Source organism: Coprobacter tertius (assembly GCF_024330105.1).
In the GTDB taxonomy this organism is placed as follows: Bacteria; Bacteroidota; Bacteroidia; order Bacteroidales; family Coprobacteraceae; genus Coprobacter; species Coprobacter tertius.
Genome location: NZ_JANDHW010000015.1, coordinates 26,973 through 52,016 on the forward strand (window position 1 = coordinate 26,973; position 25,044 = coordinate 52,016).

21 protein-coding genes are annotated in these 25,044 nt (G+C 36.3%); 17 read left to right on the forward strand and 4 right to left on the reverse strand.

The window, feature by feature from the left end; genetic code table 11:
• The first annotated feature begins 85 nt into the window (after positions 1-85).
• From udk to NMU02_RS12215, 4 genes are all read left to right on the forward strand, one after another.
• The gene (udk, locus tag NMU02_RS12200; protein ID WP_255028214.1) at positions 86-697 is read left to right on the forward strand and encodes a uridine kinase; all 612 of its coding nucleotides are present in this window, start codon (positions 86-88) and stop codon (positions 695-697) included.
• A gap of 32 nt (positions 698-729) precedes the next feature.
• Positions 730-2,148, forward strand: coding sequence for an MltF family protein (locus NMU02_RS12205; protein ID WP_255028215.1), 1,419 nt, complete (start codon positions 730-732; stop codon positions 2,146-2,148).
• 12 nt (positions 2,149-2,160) lie between these two features.
• Positions 2,161-3,036, forward strand: a complete 876-nt coding sequence (locus tag NMU02_RS12210; protein WP_255028216.1) for an alpha/beta hydrolase — start codon at positions 2,161-2,163, stop codon at positions 3,034-3,036.
• 151 nt (positions 3,037-3,187) lie between these two features.
• A complete protein-coding gene (locus NMU02_RS12215) occupies positions 3,188-3,739 on the forward strand; it encodes a DUF3332 domain-containing protein (protein ID WP_255028217.1) in 552 nt (183 codons plus the stop codon).
• 72 nt (positions 3,740-3,811) lie between these two features.
• Here NMU02_RS12215 and NMU02_RS12220 read toward each other — a convergent pair whose 3' ends face one another.
• The 3 genes from NMU02_RS12220 to NMU02_RS12230 form a co-directional block, all read right to left on the reverse strand.
• Positions 3,812-6,001, reverse strand: coding sequence for a glutamine synthetase III family protein (locus tag NMU02_RS12220; RefSeq protein ID WP_255028218.1), 2,190 nt, complete (start codon positions 5,999-6,001; stop codon positions 3,812-3,814).
• 128 nt (positions 6,002-6,129) lie between these two features.
• Positions 6,130-7,164: an aspartate--ammonia ligase gene (asnA, locus tag NMU02_RS12225; protein WP_255028220.1), complete on the reverse strand. Its 1,035-nt coding sequence runs from the start codon at positions 7,162-7,164 to the stop codon at positions 6,130-6,132.
• A 228-nt stretch (positions 7,165-7,392) separates the two neighbouring features.
• Complete coding sequence (locus tag NMU02_RS12230; protein ID WP_255028221.1) at positions 7,393-8,559, reverse strand: exo-beta-N-acetylmuramidase NamZ family protein; 1,167 nt, start codon at positions 8,557-8,559, stop codon at positions 7,393-7,395.
• A gap of 132 nt (positions 8,560-8,691) precedes the next feature.
• On the opposite strand from NMU02_RS12230, the gene NMU02_RS12235 reads away from it, so the two are divergent.
• On the forward strand, positions 8,692-9,252 hold the full coding sequence (locus NMU02_RS12235) for a hypothetical protein (protein ID WP_255028223.1): 561 nt from the start codon (positions 8,692-8,694) through the stop codon (positions 9,250-9,252).
• 145 nt (positions 9,253-9,397) lie between these two features.
• A complete protein-coding gene (locus NMU02_RS12240) occupies positions 9,398-9,823 on the forward strand; it encodes an Hsp20/alpha crystallin family protein (RefSeq protein WP_255028225.1) in 426 nt (141 codons plus the stop codon).
• A 58-nt stretch (positions 9,824-9,881) separates the two neighbouring features.
• On the opposite strand, the gene NMU02_RS12245 is transcribed toward NMU02_RS12240, so the two are convergent.
• Positions 9,882-11,042, reverse strand: a complete 1,161-nt coding sequence (locus NMU02_RS12245) for a glycosyltransferase (RefSeq protein WP_255028226.1) — start codon at positions 11,040-11,042, stop codon at positions 9,882-9,884.
• Positions 11,043-11,365: 323 nt separating this feature from the next.
• On the opposite strand from NMU02_RS12245, the gene NMU02_RS12250 reads away from it, so the two are divergent.
• From NMU02_RS12250 to NMU02_RS12300, 11 genes are all read left to right on the forward strand, one after another.
• Entirely contained in the window at positions 11,366-12,157 is a 792-nt protein-coding gene (locus NMU02_RS12250) for a polysaccharide biosynthesis/export family protein (protein ID WP_255028227.1), read from the forward strand.
• A gap of 14 nt (positions 12,158-12,171) precedes the next feature.
• Positions 12,172-14,499, forward strand: coding sequence for a GumC family protein (locus NMU02_RS12255; RefSeq protein ID WP_255028229.1), 2,328 nt, complete (start codon positions 12,172-12,174; stop codon positions 14,497-14,499).
• Between the two features lie 47 nt (positions 14,500-14,546).
• On the forward strand, positions 14,547-15,938 hold the full coding sequence (locus NMU02_RS12260) for a lipopolysaccharide biosynthesis protein (RefSeq protein ID WP_255028230.1): 1,392 nt from the start codon (positions 14,547-14,549) through the stop codon (positions 15,936-15,938).
• A gap of 18 nt (positions 15,939-15,956) precedes the next feature.
• Positions 15,957-17,294: a hypothetical protein gene (locus NMU02_RS12265; RefSeq protein WP_255028232.1), complete on the forward strand. Its 1,338-nt coding sequence runs from the start codon at positions 15,957-15,959 to the stop codon at positions 17,292-17,294.
• Positions 17,281-18,051: a glycosyltransferase family 2 protein gene (locus NMU02_RS12270; protein ID WP_255028233.1), complete on the forward strand. Its 771-nt coding sequence runs from the start codon at positions 17,281-17,283 to the stop codon at positions 18,049-18,051. The genes NMU02_RS12265 and NMU02_RS12270 overlap by 14 nt, the downstream gene beginning before the upstream one ends.
• 5 nt (positions 18,052-18,056) lie before the next feature.
• A complete protein-coding gene (locus NMU02_RS12275; protein WP_255028234.1) occupies positions 18,057-19,118 on the forward strand; it encodes a glycosyltransferase in 1,062 nt (353 codons plus the stop codon).
• 58 nt (positions 19,119-19,176) lie between these two features.
• On the forward strand, positions 19,177-20,295 hold the full coding sequence (locus NMU02_RS12280; RefSeq protein ID WP_255028235.1) for a glycosyltransferase family 4 protein: 1,119 nt from the start codon (positions 19,177-19,179) through the stop codon (positions 20,293-20,295).
• 179 nt (positions 20,296-20,474) lie between these two features.
• Entirely contained in the window at positions 20,475-21,677 is a 1,203-nt protein-coding gene (locus NMU02_RS12285) for a glycosyltransferase (protein WP_255028236.1), read from the forward strand.
• A 91-nt stretch (positions 21,678-21,768) separates the two neighbouring features.
• Positions 21,769-22,839, forward strand: a complete 1,071-nt coding sequence (locus tag NMU02_RS12290; protein WP_255028237.1) for a radical SAM protein — start codon at positions 21,769-21,771, stop codon at positions 22,837-22,839.
• Entirely contained in the window at positions 22,839-23,825 is a 987-nt protein-coding gene (locus NMU02_RS12295) for an acyltransferase family protein (protein WP_255028238.1), read from the forward strand. Before NMU02_RS12290 ends, NMU02_RS12295 begins: the two co-directional genes overlap by 1 nt.
• Before the next feature lie 76 nt (positions 23,826-23,901).
• Positions 23,902-25,038 (forward strand): glycosyltransferase family 4 protein, encoded by a 1,137-nt coding sequence (locus tag NMU02_RS12300; protein WP_255028239.1) that lies wholly within the window; start codon positions 23,902-23,904, stop codon positions 25,036-25,038.
• Positions 25,039-25,044: the final 6 nt, after the last annotated feature.

Sequence of the window (25,044 nt, forward strand, 5' to 3'; positions counted from 1 at the left end):
AAATGGAAGACACTGTTTTCATTTCCATGAAAACTTGTTTTCGGGATTACAAAATTAATTATATTTTATCTATATCTTTCAATTTATGCTGATAATTGGTATTGCAGGAGGAACAGGTTCGGGTAAGACAACGGTCGTACGCAAGATAATTCAAAGTCTGCCCGCTGGCGAGGTAACCGTCATTCCCCAAGATTCATATTACCGGGACAATAGCCATATGCCACTTGAGGAAAGACTGAAACTCAATTTCGACGAACCGGCTGCAATAGAATTCGAGTTATTAGTAAAACAATTAAAAGAGTTGAAAGAAGGTAAAGCGATAGAACAACCGATATATTCTTATCTTACCTGCACTCGTTCGGAAGAAACAATTACTGTTTTACCACGTGACGTAGTCATTGTGGAGGGGATTCTTATCCTTTGTGATCCGCTTTTACGTAAAATGATGGATATGAAAGTTTTTGTAGACGCTGACGCAGACGATCGTTTGATTCGGGTCATCAATCGGGATATTATCGAACGGGGACGTACCGTAGAAATGGTAATCGAAAGATATGAAAAAGTTCTTAAACCGATGCACCTACAACATATCGAACCAACTAAACGATATGCCGACTTAATTATCCCACAAGGCGGTAACAATTTGGTAGCTATAGATATACTTACTAACTTTATAGCATATAAACTAAACCCGTAACCGGGATTTCTTCATTTTTAATCCGGATTACTATGATAAATCGCACCATATACTTCATTCTTATATTCTTGTTTCTGATAACCGGTTGTAAGCAAAAAAACAAAGGGAACAATACGCCTAAAGATGATTTTGAAGCAATAAAAGAGAAAAAAGAATTAACCGTACTCACCTTATACAGTTCAACCTCTTATTTTCTTTACAAAGGAGAAGAAATGGGTTACGAATACGAATTGATAAAACAATTTGCCAAATCTCAAGGTCTCGATGTTAAAATCGTCGTAGCTGAAAATATCAGTAAACTCATAGAAATGTTGAAAGATGGCAAAGGGGATATTATCGCTTATAACATTCCGGTTACCGGAGATACCAAAAACGAACTTCTGCACTGTGGACGGGAATTAATTACTCATCAGGTACTGGTACAACCTACAGGACAAGGAATAAAGCCCTTGCGTAACGTGACCGAACTTGTAGGCAAAGACATATATGTCGAAAAAGACTCAAAATATGAAGAACGCATTAATAACCTGAACGACGAACTGGGTGGAGGAATAAATATACATCTTATGGACCGCGACACTCTGGTAACTGAAGATCTCATCGAAATGGTTGCCATGCGGCAAATCCCTTATACCTTGGCTGATAACAATATCGCCAGATTAAATAAAACATATTATAATAATATCGATATAAATCTCGAAGTAAGTTTCCCGCAACGTTCCTCATGGGTGGTGCGCCCCGATTCGAAATCTTTAGCTAATGCAGTAAACCAATGGGCTAAAGAAAACATCAAATCAGCCGAATACCGCAGTATATTGAAACGTTACTTTCAGTTAAGTAAAAATCCTCCAGCACCAGCTGTTTTGTCTCTAAAAAACGGACAGATATCCGTATATGACCATTTGTTTAAAAAATATGCCGAACAAATCGATTGGGATTGGAGACTGATCGCTTCGCAAGCCTTCAAAGAGTCGAGATTTGATACATCGGCTATCTCCTGGGCCGGAGCTCGCGGATTGATGCAAATTATGCCTCGTACCGCCCGCAACTACGGATTGCAGACAGACCAGATGAACAACCCGGAAAAAAGTGTGGCGACTGCGGTAAAAATATTAAAATCTTTAGATAAAACATTTTCGAACATACAGCCCAAAGAAGAACGTATAAAATTTATGCTGGCAGCATATAACGCTGGATTAGGTCATGTACTGGATGCGATAGCCTTAGCAAAAAAATACGGAAAAGATCCCGATAAATGGGAAAACAATGTCGCCGAATATATTTTGCTAAAAAGCAATCCCGAATATTTCAATGACGAAGTATGCAAATCGGGGTATTTCAGAGGGCGCGAAACAATAAACTACGTACATGATGTACTGGAAAATTATCAATCCTACAAATCGAAAATCCCCTATGACATACAACAACATAAAAAACAAACCAAATCTTAATAATTATATACCATGAAAAAAATACCTCTTATCATCGTTATTCTTTTCATTACATCGTTATGCGTATTTGCCCAAGAACCTCTTCGTTTACCGGTATGGCCTGAAGGAGCTCCGGAAGAAAACGGAATTACCGCACCGGAAAAAACAGGAACAAACCAAATACTTTATAACAGTAAAAAAGCCGAACTATTTATTTTCCGTCCACAGAATAATAATACCGAAGCGGCTGTTATCATATGTCCGGGCGGAGGTTATGCCGCAGAAGCTATCGACTACGAAGGATATGATTTCGCAAAATTCCTCAGCAAAAACGGCATAACCGGAATTGTCCTTAAATATCGTCTTCCTAACGGACATAAAAACATTCCACTCTCAGATGCCGAACAAGCAATCAGAATCGTCCGACAACACGCACAAGAATGGGAGATAAACCCACAAAAAGTAGGAATAAGCGGATTTTCTGCCGGAGGGCATCTGGCATCTACTTTAGGTACTCATTTTCAAACAGACACACGCCCCGATTTTATGCTGCTTTTCTACCCGGTTATTACCCTCGACAACAAATATACTCATCAAGGTAGTCGCGAAAACCTATTAGGCAAAGAAAAAGATGACCCGGAAGCAATTACGTTTTTCTCTAATGAAAAACAAATTACGGAACAGACTCCTCCCACTTTGCTTTTATTAAGCGATGACGATACAGTTGTGCCCCCTTACAATAGCACTGCATTTTACAACGGGCTAAAAAAATACGACATTCCGGCGAGCATATATATTTTTCCTACCGGAAACCACGGATGGGGCTGCCATAAAAATTTTGCTTATTACGATACTTGGACCGGATTATTATTAGATTGGTTGAAAAAACATTCGTTTATCGGAGAATAATAATTTTAATGCTGTATCATTATTGAAATGGAAACTAAAAAAATTTCTTTTAACCAAAAACTTTAATAAAACATTAAGTTTTCTCTCACAGATGTAAATTTTTGTCTTATATTTGTACTTACATTCTTTAATCTAAATTAAATAGAATATTATGAGAAAGAGTAAACTAACACTATTTATGGCCGTATTATTAAGCGGCAGTATTATGTTTTCTTCCTGTATCGGTTCTTTTGCCCTTACTTCGAAATTACATAGCTGGAATAATAACGTCGGAAACAAATTTGTGAATGAGTTGGTATTTTTAGCTTTCTGCATCGTGCCCGTATATGAAGTATCATTAGCTGCAGACTGGTTAGTACTCAACTCGATCGAATTCTGGGGAGGCGGAAACCCGGTAGCTGATAATACGCAGCATATCAAAGGAGAAAATGGTAATTTCCTGGTACAAACCCACAAGAACGGATATACCATTACCAATGAAGACACAAATACAAAAGTTGAATTGGTATTTGACAAAACTGATCGTTCGTGGTCGGCTATTGCCAACGGAAAAAATGTAAAACTAATGACTTTCATCGACGATAACCACGTAAACATGTATAATGCAAGCGGTGAAGCGATGACAATAGAATTATCTAAAGCCGGCGTACTTACCTATAAAGATATAGTAGAAAAACAGAATACATTCTTTGCCAGTAAATAAAAACAACTCCATAATAAAAAAATTCCCGAAGTATAAAATCTTCGGGAATTTTTTTGTCCTCAATTTATTCTTTTATCGTACAAATAATAATTCTCTATATTTAGGCAAAGGCCACATCTGATTATCTATCATAAGCTCGAGTTTATCGGTATGATAACGTATCTCATCGAGTTTGGGAACAACCGTATCATGATAGGCGACAGCTTTTTCCCGCTCGTTTTCTATCTTATTAGCTAATTTCCGGGCATCTACCATTGCAGCCACCTTATCTTGAATAGCCGTCGAATGAAATGCAATTTTACGAATTATATCGATATCTCGTGCCGATATCTCAGCGGCCTCTTCTTCAGGAAATACATTTTTAATTTTACATACCGTATCAAGCAACATCGATTGAAAACGAGTAGCTACCGGAAGAATATGGTTAAGTACCAAATCACCCATTACACGGGCCTCTATCTGTACTTTTTTCGTATAAGTCTCCCATTTTACCTCGTTACGGGCAGCTAATTCCACCGCATTCATAACCCCCGTTTCTGAAAACATCCGTATCGAAGAAGGACGAAGGTAAGCATCGAATATTACCGGGACACTGGTTTCACAATCGAGACCACGGCGACAGGCCTCTTCTTTCCAGGCATCACTGTAGCCATTTCCGTCGAAACGGATAGGACGACTTTCCCGAATATATGATTTCAGTACCGAAAGGATTGATTTTTCTTTAGGTATTCCACTTTCAATCAGTTTATCGACTTCGATCTTAAATAATTTCAACTGGTGTGCGACAGCCGCATTAAGTACAATCATCGCCGAAGCACAATTAGCTGAAGAGCCAACCGCTCTGAATTCGAACCGGTTTCCTGTAAACGCAAAAGGTGATGTACGGTTTCGATCAGTATTGTCCATTAATAATTCCGGTATTTTAGGAATGTTCAGGTTTACACCGGTTTTACCATGAAAAGAAATGGTGGTATCATCGCTACAATTTTCAAGTTCATCAAGTACCTGAGACATCTGAGAACCTAAAAAGATAGAGATAATCGCGGGAGGAGCCTCATTTGCACCCAAACGATGAGCATTAGTCGCAGAAGAAATACTCGCTTTCAGTAAACCGTTATGTTTATATACAGCCATAATAACATTCACCAGAAAAGTCACGAACTGTAGATTATCTTCCGGTGTTTTCCCCGGCGACAACAATTGTACACCGGTATCCGTTCCCAACGACCAGTTATTATGTTTTCCCGACCCGTTCACTCCTTTAAACGGTTTCTCATGCAGCAACACCCTGAAACCATGACGACGGGCAATACGGCGCATCAATTCCATGATCACCTGATTATGATCATTGGCAAGATTACACTCTTCATAAATAGGCGCTAATTCGAACTGATTGGGAGCGACTTCATTATGCCGGGTTTTAACGGGAATACCCAGCTTAAGACTTTCTATTTCCAATTCCTGCATAAAAGCTGAAACCCGTGTAGGAATCGCACCGAAATAATGATCTTCCAGTTGTTGGTTTTTAGAACTTTCATGTCCCATCAACGTACGTCCTGTAAGCAATAGGTCGGGACGGGCGGCATATAATCCTTCATCTACTAAAAAATATTCCTGTTCCCAACCCAAATATGAATAGACTTTCTTTACGTTTTTATCGAAATAACGACATACATCGAGAGCCGCTTCGGTAACAGCCCCCAACGATTTCAACAAAGGCGCCTTGTAATCGAGAGCTTCTCCGGTGTACGAAATAAATACCGTGGGTATACATAACGTATCACCTACGATAAATGCAGGTGAAGAGGGATCCCAGGCGGAATATCCCCGAGCTTCAAAAGTATTCCGTATGCCACCATTAGGAAAACTCGAAGCATCACCTTCCTGCTGTATCAGTAATTTACCGGAAAACTCTTCTACGACTCCGCCATTTCCATCTTGCTCTACAAATGCATCATGCTTTTCGGCAGTTCCATCGGTAAGCGGGTGAAACCAATGCGTATAATGTGTAACCCCCATTTCAATCGCCCATTTTTTCATTCCCGCGGCCACCATATCGGCAATTTCCCGATCTAACGGTTTACCGTTATCAATAGCATCTACTAACGCATCATACGCCGTACGGGGAAGATAACGGAACATTTTTTCCCGATTGAAAACATATTTTGCAAAGTAATCAGAAGGGCGTTCTTCAGGGCGTTCTACAGCTACCGCCTTTTTTTTAAAAGCCTCTTCTACAACTCTAAAACGTAAAGATGACATAGTCCTGTGTTATTTGTTTCTTGTTTCGTTGCAAATGTACATAAAAAAAACGGCAGTCGAACATAAGGTAAATAAGTATTATTTGCTTATCCTTTGCCCGACTGCCGTATATCGCATATCCTATTTTCTTATAATAAAATTATATTGTTTTTGGCACACTCGGCTATTTGTTCTTCAGGCCAAATACTGGCTTGTACTTCACCGATATGAGCTTTTTGTAAAAGGAACATACACAACCGAGACTGACCGATCCCTCCCCCTATCGAAAGGGGTAATGACCCGTCGAGGAGAGCTTTATGAAATTCAAGATTCTTCCTTTGGGGACAACCACAGATATCGAGTTGCCTCAAAAGCGACTCTTTATCGACCCGTATCCCCATAGAAGAAAGCTCGAACGGACATTCGAGTACCTGATTCCACAATATGATATCACCGTTCAGGCCTGTATAACCATCCGAATTATGAGAAATCCAGTCGTCATAATCGGGAGCGCGACCATCATGAGGTTCCCCGTTAGAAAGCTTATTACCGATGCCGATAATAAAAATAGCTCCATATTTTTTAGCAGCAGCAGCTTCCCTTTCCTTCGGAGTAAGGTCGGGATATTGTTGTAATAATTCCTCAGAATGGACAAAAGTAATTTTTTCTGGCAAAACCGGGGTAATATGTGGGAAATCGTTATATACCATTTCCTCGAGAGCTTTTATCTGCTCATAAATATTATTTACTACCTCTTTGAGATAAGACAAAGTGCGGTTTTCAGGCAAAATAGTCTGTTCCCAATCCCACTGATCTACATAAAGTGAATGCAGGTTATCCAAATCTTCATCGGCACGTATCGCATTCATATCGGTATATAAACCATAACCGGGAGCAATACCGTATGCACCGAGTTTCATTCGTTTCCATTTAGCTAACGAATGTACAACCTCGGCTTTGCGATCGCCCATACATTTTATCGGAAAAGACACCGCCCTTTCCATACCATTCAGATCGTCGTTAATTCCGGTACCTGTAAGAACGAAAAGCGGTGCGGTAACCCGACGCAGATTCAATGCTTTTGATAATTTATCCTGAAAACAAACCTTCAGTGTTTTTATAGCCTGCTCGGTCGTTTCGGGTAGTAATTTCAGTTTATACTGTTTCGGTATAATCAATGCCATATCTATAAATGTGTGTTTTATATTCTGTATTTTTCTGCTTATCAAAGTGATAAACAGATGATTTGAGTCATAATGTACTGAATTCGACTACTAAAATTAAATTCAGCAACAAAACCGATAGCACTTATGACTGGCAAATATAAAACATTTTTGATTGTATTCCACGAAAATAAAAAACTTTTTGCTATTCATATAAAGATTTTTATATCATTTAGATGTTTAAAAAATTTACTTATAATCGGGGTACATAAGATATTTTTTCCGCATTTTCTTATATTCTTGTAATTCACTTGCCCAGCGATCTTTTATTTCGTTTTCAGATTTACCGGACAAAATATCCTGTCTAACCCGGCGGTTGCCCATCAGTTTATCAAAAAACGAAGGACTCGAAAAAAACTTTTCTTTTTCTCCAGACAACCGGTAAAAACGGAGAAGATAAGTAAGTGTAAGCCCCTCGGGCATTATCGAATCTCGTAAATCAATTCCATAACAAAGAACTCCCTTTTGCAAAGGATTTTTATCATATCCGGGTAGAGAACGAGGGGTAAATGTAAAATTTCCATATTTTTTATTCGGAGCTCCGATAATTTGAAACGGATATTTTGTTCCACGCCCCACACTTACCCGGGTGGCTTCAAAAAAACATAACGAAGGATAAAACCGCACCGCTCTCATATCCGGAAGATTCGGTGAGGGTTTTACCGGCAGAGCGTATGGTTGACCGTGAGACCAACCAGAAACAGGAATTACCGTTAAAGACAATTCGTTTTTACCATACCATTTTTCTCCAACGATCATATGGGAAAGCTCTCCGATCGTAAGGCCATATAATACCGGCAAAGGTAAAGCTCCGACAAAGGATTTCAGAGAATCTTCCATAATCGGTCCGTCAACATAATCGTTCGGATTCGGCCGATCGAGAACGATGATAGGTTTACCAGTCTCGGCACAAGTTTGCATTACATATAACAAAGTACTTATGTATGTATAAAACCGTGCCCCTACATCCTGTATGTCAAAAACAATGACATCAAGACCATTAAACTGGTCGTTGGTCGGCTTTTTATTTTTACCGTAAAGGGAAATAACAGGTAAGCCGGTACGCTCGTCGAAACTATTATCAACAGTTTCTCCCGCATCCGCATATCCGCGAAAACCATGTTCCGGTGCAAAAATCTTTTTTATCATTACACCTTCTGCTATAAGAGTATCGAGCAAATGCACTCCCCTACCCGAAAGTAAAGAAGTATGATTGACTACCAAACCTACTTTTTTATCTTTTAATAGAGGAAGAAGAAGTTCCATACGATCGGCTCCGACACGAACTCCAGCCGATACTGTCACAGAAACGAAAGAAAAAGCGAGGATTATAACAAAAGAATACAATAATCTCATTCTTCAGAATATATATTTTAAATTTTAAACGATCAATCAAAGATATAAAATGAAAAACAATTTACTGAATATAAAATTCTTTCTTAAAGAAAATAATGCTATTTTTGTTTTCTATCGTTAATAAATCGACTTATGAAATATTCTATTTCACTTAGTATAATACTTCTTTTGTTCTTTGTATCAGTTTCCGAAATTATGTTCGGCCAAAATCGTAATCCGTTCAGGCCGACACTAAAAGTACCGGATGTCCCTACCGAAAAATCGATTAATATCCCTGACTCATCATATAATGAACGTTCTTTCGCAAATATCCCTCTTCCCCCACTGAAAAAAGATAGTCTTTATAAATCCGACATTCCATTCGACAAAGCGATCACAATGCTGGGCTTCGAAAAAAGAGTAAAAGACAAAAATGAAACTTTCCTTTTAAAAAACAATACTCCTTATTTGGTAACTCGTGTAAAACTTAAATTGATTTATAAAACCAGAAATGATGAAATGATCGATTACCGGGAAATAACTATAGACGGAGAAATTCTTCCGGGTACGACTAAACAATTCGAAAAAGAAAGTTTCGACAAAATAAAACGTTACTATTACATAAAAAGTATGCCGCTATATGACCAAGATAACGGATATCCTTTTAAGGTTATGTACGAACTATTACGCTATGATATTGCCATCACAAAATAAATTTTGATCTTTACTTCGCATTTTTAACCCGCAATCATCGAACAAAGCTATTTTCAGGCGTGTTTTCTTTATCTGAAAGAATGATATCGATATATAATATCATTTACTTTCGTCATTAATAATCAATTAATCTGGAGGAAACATTATGACACCTGCAAAAAATTCACAAAACTGGTTACCGGGAATTTTCAATGACTTTTTCGGAAATGAATGGATCACAAAAACAAATAGTTCGGCTCCCGCAATCAATATTATCGAAGACGACAAAGCATACAAAGTCGAAGTAGCCGCTCCGGGGCTTACCAAAGACGACTTTAATGTTCGCATCGACGATAACGACCATCTGGTTATCACCGTAGAAAATAAAAAAGAAAATGAAGAGAAAGATAAAAAAGGGAAATATCTACGCCGTGAATTTTCTTACTCCCAATTCCAGCAAACTCTCGTGTTACCCGAAAATATCGAAGAAAATGCAATAGAGGCTAAGCAAGAAAACGGTGTGCTTACTGTTACTATTCCTAAAAAAGCCTTACCGGAATCCAAGGAACCCAAACAAATTAAAGTGAAATAAATTCCCGGAAACGGGGATATACGCTCGATTAGCGTATATCCCCGTTTCTTTTATTTTTTCACACCCGTTTCCAGATATAATTTTTACCTCTACTGAATAATCCGATCAGCCGATAATAAATATTTACGGGGGTATAAACCAAATCAAAAAAAGGAAGTGTCAATCGTGAAGGACGACTTCCCAATATTTTAGAAGAACGATTATAGATTATCCATTGAAAAACATAACGGATCACAAATAATACAAGACCGACCAACGGGAACAACAAATTGTAAATTCCCATTATTAATAACGCCAATACAGATAAATAAAACGCGTAAGCTGTAATTCTCTCAAAACCAAAAACAGAACGATAACAACTCTTCAGGTATTTAGAAGTAAAATCATAACGCAATTTCAGTTCTTTCCAAGCTTCATGAACAAGGTCATATTCGACTTCTATAAGACTGTTCTCAGATATTTCTACACGAGTATTTTCCGAATCGGCGATTTCATTAATAAACAGGTCGTCGTCTCCATAATGTAAATTCAGATACCGAGAAAAACCTTTATTGGCGAAGAACAGACTCTTACGATAAGCAAGGTTCAGCCCTATTCCCATATATGGTTTTCTACGAAGTGCAAAAGAAAGATATCTCAACGTAAACATTGTACGATCGAAACACTCATATCGACTCATATTTCCGATATAAGCATGTCCCAAAACAATATCTATACCGGGAATAAAATTTCTGGCCATTGCCGCCAGCCAGTTTTTATCCTTAGGTTTACAATTAGCACAAGTAAGTATTACAATCTCATGTTTCGCCGCTTTTATTCCTAAGGTAACAGCCAGTTTCTTACGACTCAGGCTACGAGCTTCTTCGGGAATATAAGTTTGATAAAGATTAGGATAACGGTATTCGAAATCAGAAAGTACATCTTTTGTTTCATCAGTAGAACCGTCGTTTACAACGATAACTTCGAAATCAGGATATTGTTGAGAGAGAAAATCGGGAAGAAAACGGCTCAAATTATCCGCATCATTTTTTGCATAAACGATTACCGAAACAGGAGGTTGCTCTTCGCTATATTTTACCAGTCCCTTTTCTACTGTCTTATAAAAACGATAAGGAGCCTGGTAAAAAGTAAGGTAATAATACAACTGAATTACCAACACCACAACAGAAAAACCTAACAAAATTATTTCAGCCGGATGTAGTATAAAATAAATATCCATAATATATGGGGCATATTAAAAAATGATTTTTACGAAGTACAAACGTACATAAAGTTTTTCTAATGAGAAAACTTAATATCTTTTTTCATGATAACGGATAAAACGAACATACAGTTTCCTAAACATAAAAAATATTGTAGGAATTTTTAATACATAGAAATGCCTAAAAAGAAGAAAGGGTACATTAATAATATTATACATCTAAGTACAATAATATTTCCCATAATACGTTTTGTTAGTAAACCGGAAAATTTGGATTGAGCAGAAAAAAAACTACCTTTGCCCGGAATTTTATTTTTATGAAAAATATAAAGTAAAAGTAAATGAAGACAAAATTACTCTTATTATTTATTGTACCTTTTCTCGTTTTATCTTGTAAATCAAAGTCCGATATTATCTATTTTCAGACACTCGGAAATTCAAATATAACCGATCAGGCTATTAATTACGAACCCAAGATAACACCTGATGACCAGTTATCGATCTCGGTTTCCGCCGCTGATCCCGAAGCTGTGGCAAATTTCAATCTTCCGGCTCTCAGTTATCTCACCCCCGGAGAAAAGCAACTAGCCGTGACCCCTTCTTTACAAACCTATCTTGTAGACCAAAACGGGAATATAGATTTCCCGATAATCGGAAAACTAACTGTCGCCGGCCTTACCCGGCAACAGTTAGCTGAACAGCTCAAAGAAAAAATAAGTGTTTACGTTACCGATCCGCTGGTGAATGTACAAATCATGAATTTTAAAGTAAACGTTATAGGCGAAGTAACTACTCCCGGTTCTTTCCCTGTAGCCAGCGACCGAATATCTATCCTCGATGCCATATCATTGGCAGGAGACTTGACCATTTACGGAAATCGGTCGAATGTATTGCTCATAAGGGAAAACAATGGAAAAAAAGAATTTTACAGATACGATCTTACCGATCCGGCGCTCTTTTCCTCTCCATACTATTACTTACAACAGAATGATGTTATTTACGTAGAACCTAATAAATCACGACAAGGGAACTCTAAATACAACCAAAACAAACAGTTCAATATCTCTGTCATGTCAACAGTGATCAGTGCTGTTTCGGTTATCACATCATTATGTATCGCTTTAATTAAATAATTTTTCTGTTTATTATGGATAATAATACCGGCATCAACAAAAACAATGATATTTTCGATCTGAACAAACTTTTAAAAAAATACCTCAATCATTGGTATTTATTCGCCATATCAATTGTCGTATGCTCTCTTATAGCATATTTATATACAAGAATCACCCCGCCCATTTATCAGATCAATGCAAATATTCTTATTAAACAAGATGATAAAAGCTCGGGATCGGGCCTGCAATCGGCAATGCTTAAGAATTTTTCATTCGGTAGCATGTTAGGCGGAGGCGGAGAAGTAAACGACGAATTATACGTTTTGTCTTCCCATACGGTGATTAAAGAGGCTATCGAAGAATTAGGGTTGAATAAAAAATACATCCTGAAGAAAAATTTTTTGAATAAAAAAGATGTTTATAAAAACTCTCCTCTCGACATACTTACCGATCGTAATATCGCCGATACACTGAAAGTAGGTATACTATTTAAGATACGTATTAAAAAAGACGGTAATATCAAGGTAAAAGCGACAAAAGGTTTCGAAACAATCGCAAGTACCGAAGCAAAAGAATTACCCTGCTCTATAAATACTCCATATGGAACATTTGTTATCACAAAAACACCTTTATATAAAAACGGCCAGCCACTGAGTATGAACATTTATTTCTCCGGTTACAGCGCTACGGCCGAAATAATGAACCGCAAACTGGATATTTCTATTACCAATAAAAAAGCAAACCTAATAAGTCTTTCGATTCGAGATATTGAAATCGAAAGGGGAAAAGACCTTTTAAACAAACTGATTACTATATATAATCAAAAAGGAATCGAAGAAAAAAATCTCGAAGCTACCAATACGGCAAAATTCATAGATGAAAGAATTGCTCTGATCTCAAAAGAACTCTCAGATGCAGAAAGTCTCGTAGAAAAATACAAAAAAGAAAATAATCTTACCGATATAAGTACCGAAGCCAAAATTATTCTCGAACAAAACGGAGATTTCAAAGCAAAACTGATTGAGGCCGAAACCCAATACAAAATTATAGATCTCATCGAACGTTTTCTGCAAGATCCCCAAAATAAATATTCTCAGATACCTTTCGCCACCGGACTGAGCGACAAAGCATCGACTGAAGCCTTACAAGGTTACAATGAGCTTCTGTTACAAAGAATGCGGCTCATGCAAACTGCTAAAGAAACCAGCCCTGCCGTTGTGATTCTAAATCAACAAATAGATGCTACACGAAAAAATGTAGATATGACCGTTAAGAATCTAAAATCGAGTATTCTTATCGGACTTAACGATCTAAAAGAGCAAGAAAACAAATTCATGGCCCGTATCAAAGGTATGCCTACTCAAGAAAGAGAGTTTCTCGATATAAAACGTCAGCAAGTAATCAAGGAGGAACTTTATATTTTCCTACTACAAAAAAAAGAAGAAAATGCACTGGCTTTGGCGATAACAACACCTAAAGGCCAAATCGTAGATTCGGCATATAATTTATACAAACCGGTAAGCAAATCAAATCTTTCAATTCTGCTCATCGGATTCTTCGTAGGCTTAATTTTACCGATATTCTACTTTTATCTGAAAGAATTACTCAGAAATAAATTCTCGACAAAAGATGAACTTGAAAGAATTACCAATATCCCTATTTTGGGAGAAATTTGCCAAAGTCACTCAAAACAAAATATTGTAGTTAAAGACGGTGAAAATTCTTCAATATCTGAATTGTTCAGATTGATACGAACCAATATACAATTTATACTCAAAGGAAAAGAAGAAAAGGTAGTACTGGTAACATCCAGTGTAAGCGGAGAAGGCAAATCTTTTATCAGTAGTAATTTCGCTGCCTCTTTAGCATTGCTGGGTAAAAAAGTGGTATTGGTAGGGATGGACATACGCAATCCACGCTTGGGTGAATATCTCAATATCAATTCCAAATATGGACTTACCAATTATCTTTCAGAGGGGGTAACAGATTATAACGAAATCATTATACATGATGCCGTTAGGAAAAATATGGACGTAATTATTGCAGGTCCTATCCCTCCGAATCCATCAGAATTATTACTTTCCGACAGGGTAGATTTACTTTTTGCAGATTTAAGAAAAGACTACGATTATATTATTATCGATTCGGCTCCGATTGGCATGGTTTCCGATACATTCAGCCTCGCCCGTATATCAGACGCAACGATATATGTATGTCGGGCTAATTATACGTCTCGCGATAACATCAGATATGTGAACCAAATTATTGCCGAAAACCGATTGAATAAAGTTTCTTTGGTCATCAATGGAACAAATGCAAAGCAAGGATACGGTTACGGATACGGTCAGAACAATGCATAACAGGCATACTCAAATAATTGATAAATATATACCGTTCGAGGTGAAACATGAGCGAAATCAAGAACATATTTATTAAAATACGTTGGTATTTAAATAAAGGCAACAACAGAAGCAAACAATTAAAAAAAAGTTTAGTATCATGCCTTATTATAAAAATTATCAGCGTCGCTATCAGTTTGCTCATGATTCCTATGTGTATCAACTATATAAATGCAGAGCAATACGGGATATGGCTGACTTTAAGTACGATTGTTCTATGGCTCGGATTCTTTGATATAGGCCTCGCAAACGGTCTACGCAATAAATTTGCAGAAGCAAAGGCCAAAGGCGATACCCGATTGGCAAAAGAATATGTAAGTACTACGTTTTTTATCCTTTCCCTCATTTTCGGAGCTACATGGGTTATCTTCATGGTACTCAACAGATATATAGACTGGAACGTATTTTTCCATATATCGATAAAGGGAACCGAACTGAACTCTCTTTTCAGTATCATCATTACCTATTTCTGCCTGCAGAATATATTCAAGATACTATCGACCGTATTACTGGCTGATCAGAAACCCGGGTGGAGTTCTTTCTTCGACATGTTGGGACAATTATTTGCCCTCATTATTATTTGGGTCATGATGCAACTTATACCAGGCTCATTACTTAAATTAGGAATCACTCTCTGCTTCGTTCCCCTTGTAGTATGGGTAATTGCTAATTTTTTCTTCTTCAAAGGAAGTTATAAAGCCTATTCTCCTTCTATAAAATCGATCAACAAAGCCCGTATAAAAGATATCCTGAATCTGGGCGTTAAGTTTTTTATCATTCAAATCGCTTGCGTAATCCAGTTTCAGACAGCAAACTTTATTATCGCCCATTTCTTTTCAGCTGTGGAAGTAACCAACTACAATATCGTATATAAGTATTTCAACGTTTTGGCAATGACCTTTACGATATTCCTCAGTCCGTTTTGGTCTGCCATAACCGATGCATGGACATTGAAAGATATGAGTTGGATTAAAAATACAACACAAAAATATGTGATTATCGCTACCGCATTCAATATATGCGGTCTTATCATGCTTATTGTCGCACCCGTCGTCATCCGATTCTGGGTCGGGAAAGAAATTGCCGGTAACATCGATAATATATTACTGGTTTTGTGCTATATTTATGTAGCTATTACTTTATACACGACTTTATTTGTAAATATATTGAACGGTATGGGAATATTGCGCACGCAATATATACTCGCTCTCATATCCCCGATTATATATATTGCGATTACTTACATCTTTATCGATAAATTTAATTTAGGTACGTACAGCATTTACATCGCTTTAATAGCATCCAACATCAACGGATTTATAGCCCCCTTCCAGTATTATAAACTTATACGTAAACATCATATAAAAACAAACGTAAATAACGTCTGCATACAAAACTAAAATAAAAAGAAACGTAACATGATATTAATTCTCATATTATCACTCATCTGGTTTCTCACTGGAAAGAAAGTTCCGGCTGTCATTGCCTTTTTCTTTTTTGTGACCGATGGGTTTCAGATCGTTCCGTTTTCTTTTTTCTCATTTTTCGGTATCGATATAAAACCTACCGATTATGCCCTTTTGCTGTTTGCTCTCATACTCATAATTTATTTTTTTATTCATAAACTCCCTTCCGTAAAACAGAGAATACTCCCCCAATTTACCTATCTGTTTATCGGGTATGTTATTATCGGTACTCTTATCAGCAGATATTCTTACGGTATAAGCTGGAACGACATCATACGTACCTCACGACCCTTTATTCTTTTATTTTCTCCTGTCCTCTTTTATTTTCTCGATAAGGAAGAAATCGAAAAAATAAAAAAAATTCTTTTTAAAATCACATTATTCCTGTGTTCACTCTTTATTTTACAGGTAATATTGGATATTCCGCTACTCAACGGATATGCAGGAGGATATGACAATCCCTTTTTGGGAATTACGATTCCGAGGTATTACAACATTCCCTTTTTATTGCCTTACTTCATATATTACGGGATCTACCAAAACGAATATTCAACCCGAAAACAAAAATATTTTATCTTATTTTTACTTTTCGCACCAATAATATTGTCGTTACACCGTAATCTTATTATGACTCTGATTTTTATCGGACTTATTAATTTTTATCTTGATAACAAAAATAAATCCAAGAAATTCAAAAATACGATCATAGCAATCATTGTATGTATTCCCTTTTCAGGAATTTTAATTGATAGTATGAACTCGAGAGGTACCGGTTCGGACATAAAACATATTTTAGCTGGTGATTTTTCGGCATATGCCAATCCCGAAGAATTTGAAAACGCAACGCTATTCTTCAGAATGAGTATGTTATACGAAAGGGCACATTTTATATTCGAACGTCCGATGACAACTCTGTTCGGTCTTGGATATATGCACGAAAATTCACAATATACACAAAATCATTTCGATTTTAAACTGGGAATACGCGACGAAACTACTAATAATATCCTACAAATCGATACGTCAGATATTGCCTGGGCTCCTTTATTGATAAGACTGGGAATTGTAGGTATCGTCATATACATGCTCTACTATTTCACTTTACTGAATTATTTTCGGAAACTTAAAAACACAAAAATAAAAATCACAGGAAGATCCTACTTGTTATTGATATTTTTTACTTCCATAGCCAACGTATATTTATTTACCCCAATGATGTTACTACCGATTTTATTGGATTACTCCGGCAGCCTATCATCTACAACCACAGACGACTATGAATCGAAATAACCCTCTTGTAACCATTGTTACTCCCTCATACAACCAAGGGCAATTTATAGAGGAAACTATAAAAAGCGTCCTGAATCAGACCTATTCTCCGATACAATACATTTTGGTTGACGGGGGATCGACTGATAATACAATGGAAATCGTCGAAAAATACCGGGATAAAATAAACATTATAATACACGAAAAAGACGAAGGACAGAGTGACGCTATCAATAAAGGATTTAAACTTGCTGAAGGAGAATTGGTCGGATGGGTAAACTCCGATGATATTCTTTATCCCGACTGTGTTGAAAACATCGTAAGTTTGTACTCGAAAAAGAGTGACGGAAGTATATATTACGGATCACTCATCGATTTTATCGACAACAATTCCAAAAAATATAAATCGGTACAGCTATTAGTTAAAGATAAAAACACTTTATTGAAAAAAGATTACAGCATCATACAACAAGGTTCTTTTTATAAAAAAGATTATTTAAAAGCATGCGGTTACATCGATAAAAACATACATTATTGTATGGATCTCGATCTCTGGCTCAGATTGCTTCAGTATGGACCTATTTATCATTACAACACAAAGCCTATTGCGGCATTTAGAATATGGGAAAATACAAAAACGACAAAGGAGTGGAAGCCTTTTATTAAAGAAATACGCCATACCCTTTATAAATACGGTGCCAATACTTGGAACTATACTATTCTGAAAACTTATAAATTAAATATGATACTATCTCTTAAAAGTCTATTAATAAAATAATTACCATGCATATCGTCCATATTTTATTTACGTTAAGTACAGGGGGAATGGAATCGATGTTAATGGATATTATCAGCGAACAAAGCAACTACGAAAGAGTTAGTCTGATCATAATTAATCGTGAAAATAATTACAAAATACTCGATTTCTTAAATAAGGATATACCCGTATATATTGTTAATCGACCTAAAGGATCAAACAATCCTTACTGGGTATTTAAACTTAACAGTATTTTATTTCGTTTAAAGGCTAATATCGTACATATACATAACGGAAATACGATTAAACTTCTTTTCAAGAATCCGCGTACCCGGTATGTCTATACCGAACACGATACCAAATTAGGAATAAAAAATCCTAAAAAATTCGACCAGATTTACGCTATCTCAAAATCGGTAAAAAATAAGTTATATGAGACATTCAGATACAATGCATCCCTCGTATACAATGGTATAAAAACCGAATCTATTTTTTCCAATGCACAAGAAAGGAAATCGAAAATTTTTAATCTGGTACAAATTTCTCGACTGGAAACTCAAAAAAAAGGTCAGCATATATTAATACAAGCCATCAATGAATTGGTCAATAATCGTGGAATAAATAATATACATGTCGACTTTATCGGAGACGGAGAATCGCTAAATGAACTGATACAATTATGCGAGAAATACAACCTTTCGAAATATATTTCTTTTAAAGGAGCCGTTAACCGTACCGATATTTATAAAAACCTACATAATTACCAACTTTTAGTACAACCCTCTCTTTACGAAGGTTTCGGCCTTACAGTCGCCGAAGCGATGGCTGCCGGTGTCCCTGTACTGGTATCGGATATAGAGGGCCCTATGGAAATTATTGAAAACGGTAAATACGGAAACTCTTTTAAAACCGGTAATCCCCTCGATTGTGCCTCGATGATCGAGAAAATCATGATCGATTACCCCGATTATCTTACTCTTGCCGAAATCGCCGAAAAACATGTAAAAAAAACTTTCGACATAAAAGCAACAGCGACCTGTTATCTCGATAATTATCATTTTCTCTTGGATAAAAAGAACAAACAATAAAATAGAATTGGCTAAGAATATCAAAAATACTTATATTTACAACTATAAATAAAAAGTTATGAATATTCTGGTCTTAAATTCTATACTATACACAGCTAACAGTAAAAACGTTCATCCTGTAAAAACGATAAAAGATACCCTTTTATACAATCAGTGTTTGGGGTTTGTCAACAGGGGACATCATGTTACTTTAATCGCTGCAGAAGAATTTAAACCGACAGAAGATACTCTTTTCGACTTCGAAATACTATTTTTCAAATCTTATTACAAGTCGGTTTTTAATCCTCATTTAATACCTTATCATAAAAAACTATATTCATTTTTACAAAAGAATAAAAATAATTACGACCTGATAATTTCGAGCGAATGTTTTTCGCTAAACTCCCTAATAGCCTCTGTTATATGTCCTGAAAAGTTAATTATATGGCAGGAATTAGCGGCCCATAACCGAAAAATAAAAAAAATACCTTCTAAGTTATGGTATAATACGATCGTGCGTAGCTTGATGAAAAACGTAACGATCGTACCCCGGTCTTTACACGCCCAAAAATTTATCAGTAAATTTTCATCCGGTGTCACTCATGAAATTATCGGCCACGGGGCTAATATCGATAAATTTAAAATCAACAGAGATAAAACAAAACAGTTCATTACTATTGGTCAGCTGATTCCACGCAAAAATATAGAATCCATTATCCGGATTTTCGATCGTTTCTTAACAGCCTATGCAGATGATGAGTTTAAATTATATATTGCTGGAAAAGGAGAATTAGAAAGTAAACTTAAAGGATTGGTGAAAACACTCCACCGCGAAAAAAACATTTTTTTCACCGGTCATCTGTCTCATGAGGAACTAAATAGTCTAATGGGCGCATCGATCGCTTGCCTGGTAAATACATTACAAGACAATAACATGGTATGTATTACCGAGTCTATTTTATGCGCCACACCGGTTCTTACCAACAACATACCATATAATAGTCACAGAATCATAGAAAAAAATTTAGGCATTGTAAAAGATAATTGGGACGAAACCGATCTTATAAACATAATCGATAATCTTAAAAAATATATTGAAAATTGTGTCGAATACAGAAATTCGATATCGACGGAAGCAATTGCCGATTCTTTTACCGGTATATACCAAAAGTATATTTTACCAAAAACAGAAAAATGACAACTTGGCTTTCCTTTCGACTCCCGGCTTAATATATCAAAATTAAACACAACAACCGGAAAAACAGATTTATTAAACAAATCCGATATATGAAGTAAAATTATTATATTTGTGGTCTTTTTAAAGCCTTTCTATAAATAACAAATATTACTAAATAAGCAACATGCAAAAGTAAAACCATGAATTTCCCTAAATACAAAATCATACTTGCCAATAAATATTATTATGCACGGGGGGGGGATTGTATTTATACCATAAACCTCGAAAAAATACTAAAAGATTACGGACACGAAGTTGCCGTATTCTCTATGGAACACCCTGAGAACTTTTCGAATGCATACCAAAAATATTTCCCTGCTGAAGTTATATATAACGGGAAAAAAAATTTATTACGATCATCGATACGCCCCTTTGGAACACCAGAGGTCAAACAAAAATTCAATGCACTATTGAATAACTTCAATCCGGATATCGTACATTTAAACAATATACATACCCAGCTTTCTCCCATTATCGCAAAAATAGCTTATGAAAGAAATATTCCGGTCGTATGGACCATACATGATTACAAACTACTCTGCCCAAGATACGATTGTTTGCGTAAAGGACAGGAACCTTGTGAGTTATGTTTCGGTAATAGAAGTAATATTCTGAAATATAAATGTATGAAAAATTCTTTTGTAGCTTCAATTGCAGCTTACATGGAGGCTATGGTATGGAATAGGAAACGGCTCGAAAAATATACTTCTACATTTATATGTCCAAGTCGGTTTATGGCTGAAAAAATGAAAATCGGGGGGGTTGATAAAAGTAAAATATTTGTACTCAACAATTTTATAGAAACCGAAAAATGCAGAACTACAGTCACCGAAAAAGAAGATTATTACTGTTATATCGGAAGACTTTCACATGAAAAAGGGGTAGAAACTCTTGTAAAAGCAGCACAGGAATTACCATACAAACTAAAGATTATCGGAGCCGGACCACTTACCGATCATCTGAAAACAATCACACAAAGACCAAATATTGAATTTCTCGGATATAAAAATTGGGACGAAATAAAAGAAATTAGCCGCAAAGCCCGATTTTTAGTAATTCCTTCAGAATGGTATGAAAATAATCCTTTCTCAGTAATAGAATCGCTATGTCTGGGTACTCCAGTTCTCGGATCTGACATCGGCGGTATACCCGAACTTATAAATATACCCAAAAACGGAATGCTTTTCGATCCTCGCAATACCGAAGACTTAACCTCAAAAATAAAAAAAATGTTCGAGGCGACATTCAATTATCAAGAAATAGCTCATGAGTCTTTAGAAAAATTCAATTCAGACAATTATTATTACAACCTATTAAACATATATAAATCAATCTCTCACTAAAAATTTAATTAATCATCATCGATATAATGGGAAATTAAAAAAATAAATCGACCATATCACCGTTAGATTTAAATAAGCATTATCATTTACTATGGAAATAAAAAAAATTCCACAACCTACCGACGCAAGTATTATCTTAACATATCGTTGTCCCATGCGTTGCAAAATGTGCAATATATGGGAGAACCCCACTGAAAAAGAAAAAGAAATTAAACCCGAAGAGCTGAAAAAATTACCCCAATTAAAATTCATAAATCTCACCGGGGGAGAGCCATTTGTAAGAGAAGACCTCGACAAAATCATCGAAATTTGTTATACCCGGTCTCCACGCGTAGTCATATCTACATCGGGATGGTTCGAAGAACGTATTGTCTCGATAGCCCAAAAATTTCCCAATATAGGCATCAGAATATCCATTGAAGGATTAAGCCATAAAAATGACGAACTCCGAGGACGTACCGGAGGCTTCGACAAGGGTTTACGCACCCTATTAACCCTTAAACGCATGGGACTGAAAGATATCGGTTTCGGTTGTACGGTATCGAACAATAACTCCCAGGATATGCTATCGTTATATCAGCTCTCAAAAGCTTTGGGAATGGAATTCGCAACTGCGGCATTCCATAATTCGTATTATTTTCATAAAGATGATAATGTAATTATCAATAAAGAAGAAGTCTGCAATAACTTTACGCAATTGATCAAATGGCAAATGAAAGAAAACCATCCGAAATCCTGGTTCAGGGCATTTTTCAATATGGGGTTGATCAACTATATCGAAGGAGGACGCCGCATGTTACCCTGCGAAGCAGGTACCATGAATTTCTTTGTCGACCCCTATGGCGATATATATCCCTGTAACGGATTGGAAGAAAAATACTGGATGAATAAAATGGGCAATATCCGGGAAGCGGCCGACTTCATGGAAATATGGACCAGCGACCAGGCCTGTAAAGTGAGAGATATGGTGAGAAAATGCCCCAAAAACTGTTGGATGGTCGGAACCGCCTCTCCTGTTATGCATAAATACATCCAATACCCGTTAAAATGGGCTTTAACCAATAAAATACGAAGCATGGTAAACAAACCCGTTTGTATCGATAAAAAATGGTATGATGTAGGGCAAGACCCTCAACAGGGAGATCTTAGAGAAAATTTCTGATGAAAAGATTAGTTTCCATTGATATAGCTAAAGCAATATGCATCATACTGGTTGTAATCGGACACTACCATCCCGATAATGCACCGCAATGGTACCATATAACTTGGGAAATCATATATTCTTTTCATATGCCTTTATTCTTTTTTGCAAGCGGATACATCTATATCGCTACCCGAAAAGAAACCGATACCTACATAAAGCCTGTTCTGAAAAAAATAAAAAGGTTACTCATCCCTTATTTCAGTACTTCATTTATCATAATTACATTAAAACTATTAAGTGAAAGAAACCTATCGGTAGAAAATCCCGTAAGTTACAAGGCCTATCTCGAAGTATTTTGTTATCCGTCTGCAGGAGTTTTTCTTTGGTTTGTTTGGGTATTATTTACGATATTTCTTATTATCCCTCTGTTTAAAACTCCCCACCAAAGATTATTTCTTTTTGGGGTAAGTCTTTTATTATATTACCTTCCCGGATCATTCGATCCTATTTTCTGCCTCGATAAATTCAAGATTATGTTCATATATTTCTGTTTAGGCACGGTTGTTAAAGATTATAGTAAATATTTAAAATCTATAATATCGATTAATCCGGTTTTACCTGTTTTATTATTTACCGCAGCATTATTTTTAAAATTTCATTTAAGGGGATCTTTAGAATTTCTTGTCGATATGATTACTGCTGTAGCAGGAACTTATGCTGTATGCAGTTTATCTCTATTTATTAATAAAAAAGGGGGATATATAAAAACAGCACTTATTTCAACATCTTTTTATATATTTATAATATATTTATTTCATACAACATTTGAAGGACTCGGAAAAGCCATTCTGCAAAAAACCGGATTTACAGAAACTTTTAATAATCTCTACTTTACAATAAATGCATTTATTATCATAACAATAGGAATAATCGGACCTATTTTACTACAAAAATATATCCTGACACATTCACGAATAACACGTTTTCTGTTCGGAATTAAATAATCAGAAATACCGAACCGGAATAAAAACAAAAAAAATCATTATATTCGTTTCGATATTAATCTTACTATTTCAGCCAATGAAAGTCGTCGTAACAGGAACGAGAGGGATACCTCACATTTTAGGGGGGGTAGAAACTCATTGTGAAGAATTATATCCCAGACTCGCACAAATGGGTTATGAGATTATAATTACACGGCGATCATGCTACATAACCGAAAATAATAGGATAAATTCCTTTAAAGGAATTACTTTAAAAGATATTTACGCTCCGCATCAAAAAAAATTCGAAGCGATCATTCATACTTTTCTTTCGATAGTGTACGCTCGAAGAATAAATGCCGATATTCTGCATATACACGCCATAGGACCGGCAGTAATGGTCCCTTTCGCAAGACTACTGGGATTAAAAGTAATAATAACACATCACGGTTTCGATTATAACCGTGAAAAGTGGGGGAAAACCGCCAGGTTGATGTTACGCGCCGGAGAATACTTAGGAACCCGGTTTGCAAACGAAATTATCGTAATCTCATCGGAAATACAAAACGTATTACAAACAAAATACAACCGCACCGATACTCATCTGATTTATAATGGTGTAAATATTCCTGTAAAAACAACCAGTATCGGATATTTATCGACTTTGGGTCTGCAACCGGGAAAATATGTCGTCGCATTAGGGCGCTTTGTCAAAGAAAAAGGATTCGATCTGCTAATCGATGCCTTTGGAAAACTCAGCAACAATAATTACACACTGGTACTTGCCGGTGATGCAGATCACGAAGATGCCTATTCCGTCTCTCTGAAAAAAAAGGCCCGGGAACAGGGTGTTATCCTCACTGGCTTTATCAAGGGAGATAAACTGAATGAAATATTATCTCATGCCCGATTATTTGTTTTACCTTCTTCTCATGAAGGCCTCCCGATCGCCCTACTCGAAGCGATGAGTTACAATCTGGATGTCCTGGTAAGCGATATACCGGCTAATAAGTTGAATGAACTCGAAAAAAACGATTTTTTCCGATCCGGATCTACCACCGACTTGGCGGTAAAACTGGAAAAAAAATTACAAAACAGTAAACCGGACAGAAAATACAATCTATCTGCTTACAATTGGAATCATATCGCCGGTCAAGTTAACGATATTTACCGGAAACTCACTTCCCGAAAGCATCTGAAACCTACAACGGGAGATTTTCCTGTAACTGAATAACTAGTA